The sequence below is a fragment of the Emticicia sp. W12TSBA100-4 genome (assembly GCF_040253585.1).
Taxonomy (GTDB): domain Bacteria; phylum Bacteroidota; class Bacteroidia; order Cytophagales; family Spirosomataceae; genus Emticicia.
The window spans coordinates 94,148-103,366 of the sequence record NZ_JBELAU010000004.1 but is presented as its reverse complement, the minus strand read 5'-3'; the positions used below and the strand labels follow the sequence as shown (position 1 = coordinate 103,366).

The window sequence follows — 9,219 nt, the reverse complement described above, 5'->3', positions numbered from 1 at the left end:
ATAATGTCGTTTATTCCACTCTTTTTAAGGGTGGAATATTTTCAAAATATCAGATAGGCATTCTGAAGCATTTTCTCTACAAAATCGCAATCATGAAAAATAAACATCTACTTTATATTATACTATTCTTTAATAGCATAATCATTGCTAAAGCTCAATCTATTTGTGTGAATTCACCTTCCGTAAGTGTGAATTTTACTGGTTTCTGTGCGGGGAAAAGTGAATTACTTACAGCTACACCAACCAATGGCGGTTTAACTCCATTTTATACATGGAAATTAAACAATGTCATTCAACCAATCTTCACCAATAAAACCACCGAAACAGGTTTGAGTGATAATAATATCCATGAAGTGTATGCAATAGGAAGTAATATCTACGCCGCCACTAACCTTGGTCTGAGTATTTCGGCCAACTCGGGCAGTACTTTTAGTAATAAAACCAAAGCTGCTAACGGTTTAGGAAACGACCTCGTTAATGGTCTTTTTGTGAGTTCGACTAAGATATATGCAGCCACTGCTGGTGGTTTAAGTATCTCAGATAACAATGGAGCTACTTTCAGTAATAAAACAACTGCTAATGGTTTAGGTAGTAATATTGTCAATGATGTTTTTGTAGATGCTGCGGGTAATAATATTTATGCCGCCACTTTATCTGGACTTAGTATTTCGATTAACGCAGGTGTTAGTTTTACTAATAATGCGATAGGTAGTGTTCGTGGAGTCTTCGTCGAAGGTACTAATATTTACGCAGCCACCGCTACTGGATTGAGTATTTCAACTGATGCCGGAGCTAATTTTATTTCTAAAACTACTGCCAATGGTTTAGGTAATAATAATGTAAACGATGTATATAAAGTTGGTAATGTACTTTATGTAGCAACATCGGGTGGACTAAGCATTTCAACAGATAACGGTAATACCTTTAGCAATAAAACTACTGTTAATGGTTTAGGTAATAACAATGTCTCAAGCGTTTTTGCCATTGGAGGTTTCGTTTATGCTTCCACAGTAGGAGGTCTGAGTTTGTCAAATGATAATGGCAATACCTTCTTTGTCAATAAAAATACAACTGACGGTTTAGGAACAAATACCATAAATTATGCTTTTTCCTTAGGAAATAATATTTATGCGGCCACTACTGGCGGTCTGGCTATTGCTACTATCAATGTTTTACAAGTAAATGATGCAAAAGCAAATGATGTTTATTCGGTAACAATGCTACCCTCTACTGAAGGTTGTCCAAGTGCTTCAGCAGCAGTTTCTATTTATCCTTTACCTATTCCAAATATTACTACTAATTCGCCTGTCTGTACGGCAATGCCTTTGACTCTTAATTCTTCCAACGTGAGAAGCAATACAGGTAATACTTATAGCTGGACAGGGCCGAATGCTTATTCATCAACCAGCCAAAATCTTTCATTCTCAGAAACAACCGTTGCTTTATCGGGTGGGTATAGTGTAACCATTACTGATGTAAATGGATGTACAGCTACAACATCTACTCCTGTGATAGTCAATCCATTACCGATTCCAACGATTGGAAGCAATACTCCTATTTGTACTGGTTTTACGCTCAATCTTACGTCGTTGAATACAAGAAACATAAATGGAAACTTTTACTCTTGGACTGGACCTAATACCTATACTTCAAGTAATCAGAACCCATCTATAACGAATGCGAATACTTCGATGTCGGGTACTTACAGCGTAACTATTACTGATGTAAATGGATGCACAGCTACTGCTATCACAAATGCGATTGTAAATCCTCTACCAACACCAAGTGTATCTAATAATTCACCAATTTGTACTGGGTTTACTCTCAATCTTAACGCAACAAATACAAGAAGTGAAACTGGAAATTCTTACGCTTGGACGGGGCCTAATGCTTATACTTCAAGTAATCAGAACCCATCTATAACGAATACTAATACTTCGATGTCTGGAACTTATAGTGTCACGATTACTGATGCGAATGGGTGTACAGCTACTGCTACTACAAGCGTAACCGTAAACCCTTTACCAACACCGGGTGTAGCTAATAATTCACCAATTTGTACTGGGTTTACTCTCAATCTTACCGCAACAAATACAAGAAGTGAAACTGGAAACTCTTTCGCTTGGACGGGGCCTAATGCTTATACTTCAACTAATCAAAACCCATCTATAACGAATGCGAATACTTCGATGTCTGGTACTTACAGCGTAACTATTACTGATGCGAATGGGTGTACAGCTACTGCTACTACAAGCGTAACCGTAAACCCTTTACCAACACCGGGTGTAGCTAATAATTCACCAATTTGTACTGGGTTTACTCTCAATCTTACCGCAACAAATACAAGAAGTGAAACTGGAAACTCTTTCGCTTGGACGGGGCCTAATGTTTATACTTCAACTAATCAAAACCCATCTATAACGAATGCGAATACTTCGATGTCTGGTACTTACAGCGTAACTATTACTGATGCGAATGGGTGTACAGCTACTGCTACCACAAATGCGATTGTAAATCCTCTACCAACACCGAGTGTAGCTAATAATTCACCTATTTGTACTGGGTTTACTCTCAATCTTAACGCAACAAATACAAGAAGTGAAACTGGAAACTCTTACGCTTGGACGGGGCCAAATGCTTATACATCAGCCAATCAAAATCCATCTTTTGCCAATGCCACAACTACATTATCAAGTATTTACAGCGTAACTATTACTGATGTAAATGGGTGTACAGCTACTGCTACTACAAATGCGATTGTAAATCCTCTACCAACACCGAGTGTAGCTAATAATTCACCAATTTGTACTGGATTTACGCTTAACCTTACCGCAACAAATACAAGAAGTGAAACTGGAAATTCTTACGCTTGGACGGGGCCGAATGCTTATACGTCAGCCAATCAAAATCCATCTTTTATCAATGCTACAACTTCATTATCGGGTGTTTACAGCGTAACTATTACTGATGTAAATGGATGTACAGCTACTGCTACTACTTCAGTAATTATCAAACCCAAGCCCCCTGTTCCTGTGATTAGCATGCCGAGCCAAGCAGTTGTTTGTTTTCCAAGTACATTAGCTTTAACAGCAAGTGGTTGTGCTGGAGCGGTTACATGGTCTGATAATTCAACTGGTTCAACAATCACATTATCAGCAATTGGAACTTACTCTCTATCTGCAACATGTACCGTTGACGGTTGTGTGAGCGAAGCGAGTTTACTTATCACAGGTTTAGAAATAAAAGTAGCTCCAACAGCACAAGCAAGTAATGGAGGTCCATATATTGTTGGTCAAACTATCAATCTAAATGCCAGTAATGGGCCTAATTATTCTTGGACAGGTCCCAATAATTTTACAAGTCTGGTTTCATCACCAACGATTCCAAATGCATCCTTGCAAAACAGTGGAATTTATAGCGTAACTGTTTCGATAAATGGTTGTACAGCTACTGCAACAACCAATGTAATAGTCAATGATTTTTCTCCGTGTAGCCCACAGAGAATCGTTGATTACAGTTATGTAAAAGCTGGAAATCCACACCAAGCAGTATTTCCGTTGAGTAATGGAATGGTTCTCCAACAAATTCCAGAACAATCTTCTATTCTTGTGACCCCTGTTTGTCCGACAGTAAATATTGAAAGTTTTGAGATGAAAATCGTTGGGCCAGAATTGAACTATTTAACGGTTCAGAACTTACCATATTTTGCTCTTTTTAGCAATGAAGGGGAAGATGTTTTTGGTAGAAACTTCATCCCTGGTGATTATACTTTGACAGTAACTGGATATGCTCAAGATGATAAAAATGGAGCAATTGTCTATGGCCCAGTTGTGACTACCTTCAAAGTCGTTGGAGCACTTGGCATTATTTCAATGCCAACAATTTCATCACAAAGTATTTGTGCGGGCAGCAACATTGATGTAAGTTTTACTACTTCTGGAAATTTCAACCAAGTTAATCAATTCCAAGTACAATTATCTGATGCCAACGGCTCATTCCAAAACCCAACTACTATCGGAACATCTAATACGACAGGTACCGTTTCTTGTTTTATACCCGCAAATATCGCTGAAGGAACAAATTATCTGATTCGAGTGGCATCTTCTAACCAAATAGCAGTCGGAAACCCAACAATGAGTGCGGTAACAGTCAATCCAGTCACTTCAAATATTTTGCAAAATATATCGACTGGCACAGTGACCAACAAAGCTACCCAGACATTATCAGCGAGTAATAAAATCATTGCCCCTGCGAATGTCAGCTATCAAGCAGGGAATGCAATTTCATTAAATGCAGGCTTTGAAGCAAATAGTGGAAGTGTATTTAAGGCAGAAATAAAAGGCTGTAATTAATTGACTATCAATAAATTAAAATACTCTCCTTTTTTGTGGCAAAAAAATGGGGTGCAGATTATACAGATGCAAGCACTGCAGATTTTTCGTAAACATTTATTAGTAAAAGACCCTAAAAGCCAATGCTCTTAGGGTCTTTTTTTACCAGTAATTAATCAACCGATAACTAATAACCATGCTCTCACTTTACACAATTTTCTTTCCTACGGGTATCAACAATACCCACAATTTTCCAGCCCTTATCGGTTTTCATCATTGTAAATAAATCTACCCCACAATGATTAAATTTATCATTGACATAAAACTCATAAGGAGTCCAAGCCATTGCCATTTCTCCATCAACTTTTATATCATAACTTGTCAATCTTTCATCCAAAATTACACCTTCTCGCTTAGTTCCTATTTGTTTTAGCCAACCCAAAATTGCATCTTCTTGCAGACGCACTTCTCCAGTTTTACTTTTTCCAATAGATTTGAGTGAACAAGATGGATGTAAAGCTGCACGCACAAGGCTCGAATCGCTCTTACGCATACCATCGAACACTTGATTAATGGTTGCTTTTATTTGCTCTTCGTCGGTTTGAGCAAATGATTGAGTTGCTGCCGTGAGCATCAATAAAGTCAATAGTTTTTTCATAATGAATAGTTTAGAGTGAATGATGAAAAAATTTACAACCAAAAGTACAAAAAAGATTGAATCTCAAAATAGATTCAACTGTTTCGGGTAAATTCTTGGTAATAAATGCTCAAAAAATATTTCCCTGAAATGATTAGGTGGGTACAAAATTTGCTTATTTTAGTGCCAAACGTAGGGTTCAATAATAATTTCCTCCAGCAACTTATTATTCTTCCATACTAAACCAACACTTTTCTTAAACTCATTTCTTTATGCTGAAAATTATTACAACTCTTTCTGTGTGCTTCTTAGTGACATCATCATTATTTGCTCAAAAACCTGCTCCTGTGAAATTTGGAGACGTACTGCCTGAAACCATTAAAATGAAAGTTTACCCTAAAGATTCTTCGGCCGAAGCCGTAGTTTTGTATGATGGCGGCGAAACCTATTTCGAAATTATGGGCAGTAATATTTTTATCACTCAAATCATTCATGAACGCATCAAAATTCTAAAAAAATCAGCTTTGGAGCGAGGATCTATCAAAATTCCTGTGGTGCGTGTCAATGGCACTATCCAAGAATTCTTGAGTGATATTAAAGGCTACACTTACAACGATAATAATGGCTCACCTACCAAAGAAAAATTAACTAAAGATATGATTTTTCAGGAAAAAGCCTCAGAAAGTATCTATTATACAAAAATTTCAATGCCCAATATCAAGGAAGGCTCAGTGATTGAATATAGCTACAAAAAACAAACACCAATGCCAATTAGTAATAATCCAGCTACTTGGTATTTCCAACAAGGAATCCCAGTTGAACGTAGCGAATATAGAATCACTATTCCTGCATATTTCTATTATCGTATGATTATGAATGGTTATCTGCCTTTGGCTCTCAACGAAAATAAAGATGTCAATATCAGCGAATTTAATATCAATGGTTTGCAATACCACTTCGTTGTGCTTGATGCTCCCGCCTTCCGTGACGAGTCTTATATTACTACCGAAAGCGACTACCTTTCAAAAATCGACTTTGAGTTGGCAAGCGTAAACTGGCCGAATGTATTGATGAAAGATTTTTCGCTCGATTATGCAAATTTGAATAAAACGCTCCTCGAAAGCGAAGATTTTGGCCAACAACTCAAACGTACTGGTTTTCTGAAAGACATTGCTTCCGAGATAAAAACCAAACACAGAGATTCTACTGCTCGTATGCAAGCAGCCGTTGACTATATAGTGAAAACAGTAAAATGGAATGGCGAACGAAGTATTTATAGCACAGGTTTACGAAAAATCCACGACAAAAAAACTGGCGATGCCGCCGACATCAATCTCATGCTTATTGCCTTACTTCGAGAAATAGGTTTCGATGCCAACCCAGTGATTCTGAGTACCCGTGACCACGGCCGTATTCACGAGCAGTATGCTTTGATGCGTCGCTTCAACTATGTAGTTGCCCACATAGATAACAATGGAAAAGATTTGCTAATTGATGCCACCGACGAGTTTCTGAAAGTAGGAATGTTGCCTTATCAATGCCTCAATCATAATGGCTGGTTAGTACATCCAACTTTTCCACGTCTTGTATCGCTCGAACCAACCGAACGTGATGTTGAATTTGAAAAAGCCGAAATGAAAATAGACGAAGAGGGCGAAATGAAAGGGCAGTTTACGAAATCGTACTCTGGATACAGTGCTTGGGGTGCCAGACAAACTTTCAAAAAAGAAGGCAAAGAGAAATTTTTGGAAGAAGTAAAAAAAGCTAAAACTAACTGGACAATTAGCAAAGCCGAATACCAAAACAATGATGATATTAGCCAACAAATGGAAGCAAAGTATGAAGTAACAATGACCGATTTCGTAACAAAGGCTGGTAATATGATGTATTTAAAACCAATGCTTTCGGAAGGACACACCGAAAATCCATTCAAGGATACCGAACGCACCTATCCGATTGATTTTGCAATGCCAATCGATGAGACTTTCATGGCAAATTATGAAATACCAGCGGGTTATAGTGTCATAGAAAAACCGCAAAGTGTATCACTCACTCTGCCCGAAGGAGGAGGTAGATTTACTCATGCTGTAACCGTACGAGAAAATACAATTTCGGTTCTGAGTCGTTTGAGTTTTCGAAAAGCTCAATATGCTCCAGAAGAATACCCATTTTTAAAGGAGTTTTATGACCAAATCGTAAAAAAACACAACGAACAAATAGTCTTGAAGAAACAATAGAAAAAACTTTTAATTACTATTTTTCTTTCACAATCAATATAACTCAACCATGACAAAAACACTCTTTTTCCTTATAACACTACCATTTTCGAGTGTTTTTGCACAGAAATATCCAGTTTCGTCAATCCCTGCCGAACTCAAAGAAAAAGCCCATGCCGTTGTGCGTGAACACATAACTTCATTTATTGTGAAAGACATAGGTTCGGCTGTCACGAAAGTAGAGGGGGCAATCACGATTCTGGACGAAAAAGGCGAACAGCACGCCACCCTCGTGATTCCATACAACAAATTCACGAAAGTAAACGATATGGAAGCCCAACTGTATGACGAAACAGGCAAAAAAATCAAGAGCCTCAAACGTGCCGACATCGAAAGTATTGGTGGCTCATCGGGAGCAAATAATATTGATGATAGTTTTGTAAAATATGCCAGTTTGACGCATACAAAATACCCTTACACGATTGTGTTTTTTTATGAATACACAACCAAAAATATGATGTTTTACCCAAGTTGGGAAGCGATTCCGTATAATGCAGAAGCTACTTCGGTCGAGAGGTCATCGTTTACGGTTTCAATGCCCAATGGCGTGCAGTTACGTTACAAGGAGCAAAATATGCCCAGTAAAGTAGTGATGGGTCGAGATGGCGAAAAATTTCTGTATTCATGGGAAGTGAATAACCTAAAAGCTGTTGAGAAAGAACCTTACAGTCCAAGTCTGAGCGAGATTTTACCAACCGTTTACACCGCTCCTACCCTTTTCAAAGTTGATGATTACGAAGGAAATATTCAGTCTTGGGCTGATTTAGCAAAATTCTACGGCAATCTTAATAAAGAGCGTGAAAAACTCCCTGCCGAATTGATAACGAAAATCAAAGATTTGGTTAGGAGCGAAACCGATGAAACCAAGAAAATAAAAAAGGTTTATGAATATTTACAGGCCAATACTCGCTACGTGAGTATTCAGTTGGGCATTGGAGGTTGGCAGTCAATGAAGTCGGAAGATGTAGCTAACAAAGGCTACGGCGACTGCAAAGCCCTCACGACTTTTACGATGGGCATGCTCCGAGAATTGGGCATAAAATCATACCAAGCACTCGTAAAAGCAGGCGATGATGCCGACGATATTCTGACCGATTTTCCTTCGTTTCAATTCAATCACGTCTTTTTGTGTGTACCACAACCTAAAGACACTCTTTGGCTTGAATGTACGAGCCAAACCAATGCTTTTGGATATTTGAGTGATTTCACGAGCAACCGTCACGTAGTTTTGATTCAAGAAAATGGTGGAAAACTCGTAAAAACACCTACTTACAGACCAAATGATAACATGATGGTAAGAAAAGGGAAATTTGTACTGACCGAAGATGGCATGGCCGAAGCCGAAATCGAAACTCGCCTAACGGGTTTGCAACAAGACTCGCACGCAGGCGTGATTCACACGCTCGGAACGGATGAACAAAAGAAATGGCTGACCAATAATTTGAGCCTTTCGAGTGTCGAAATCAAGCAATTTTCGCTGACCGAAAAACGAGAAAAAATACCGAGTGTCAGCGAAAAAATCACTCTGTCTCTTAGAAATATCTCGAATAAAAGTGGCACAAGGATTTTCCTGACGCCCAATCTTTTAAATCAAACCCGAACAGTTCCGCTACCCAATCCCGACCGCAAAGTTGATTTTGAGTTATCGGGTAATTACATGGATGTCGATAGTATTACGTTTCAGATTCCTACGGGTTTTTCGTCGGAATATCTGCCCGAACCAAGCAAAATACAATCAAAATTTGGCACTTACACAACCACCGTGCAAATGACGGGCGATAAGATTCTATATATTCGTCAGATTACGCTACTTCAAGGGCGTTATCCTGCGGCGGCCTTCAATGAATTTGTTGATTTTCGTAAGAAAATAGTAAAAGCCGACAAAAATCAGATTGTTTTGGTGAAGAAGATGTAAATGAACTAAAACACCAAATTAATTCGTTTTATTTTTGAAATTTGCACATTTTTTGCAAAT

4 protein-coding genes are annotated in these 9,219 nt (G+C 38.3%); 3 read left to right on the top strand and 1 reads right to left on the bottom strand.

Translation table 11 applies throughout. From position 1 onward, the window contains the following. Positions 1-92: 92 nt before the first annotated feature. Positions 93-4,352 (top strand): beta strand repeat-containing protein, encoded by a 4,260-nt coding sequence (locus tag ABR854_RS06210; RefSeq protein WP_350264510.1) that lies wholly within the window; start codon positions 93-95, stop codon positions 4,350-4,352. 181 nt (positions 4,353-4,533) lie between these two features. Here the strand turns inward: ABR854_RS06210 and ABR854_RS06205 are convergent, their stop codons facing one another. Next, positions 4,534-4,989 (bottom strand): nuclear transport factor 2 family protein, encoded by a 456-nt coding sequence (locus tag ABR854_RS06205; RefSeq protein WP_350264509.1) that lies wholly within the window; start codon positions 4,987-4,989, stop codon positions 4,534-4,536. Between the two features lie 251 nt (positions 4,990-5,240). Between ABR854_RS06205 and ABR854_RS06200 the strand changes: the two genes are divergently transcribed. Further along, positions 5,241-7,205: a DUF3858 domain-containing protein gene (locus ABR854_RS06200; RefSeq protein ID WP_350264508.1), complete on the top strand. Its 1,965-nt coding sequence runs from the start codon at positions 5,241-5,243 to the stop codon at positions 7,203-7,205. Between the two features lie 49 nt (positions 7,206-7,254). Continuing rightward, a complete protein-coding gene (locus ABR854_RS06195; RefSeq protein WP_350264506.1) occupies positions 7,255-9,159 on the top strand; it encodes a DUF3857 domain-containing protein in 1,905 nt (634 codons plus the stop codon). The last annotated feature ends 60 nt before the right edge of the window (positions 9,160-9,219 follow it).

Excerpts from the sequence above, each read along its gene's own strand:
- ABR854_RS06210 (WP_350264510.1), top strand. The coding sequence starts at position 93 with ATGAAAAATAAACATCTACTTTATATTATACTATTCTTTAATAGCATA.
- ABR854_RS06205 (WP_350264509.1), bottom strand. The coding sequence starts at position 4,989 with ATGAAAAAACTATTGACTTTATTGATGCTCACGGCAGCAACTCAATCA.
- ABR854_RS06200 (WP_350264508.1), top strand. The coding sequence starts at position 5,241 with ATGCTGAAAATTATTACAACTCTTTCTGTGTGCTTCTTAGTGACATCA.
- ABR854_RS06195 (WP_350264506.1), top strand. The coding sequence starts at position 7,255 with ATGACAAAAACACTCTTTTTCCTTATAACACTACCATTTTCGAGTGTT.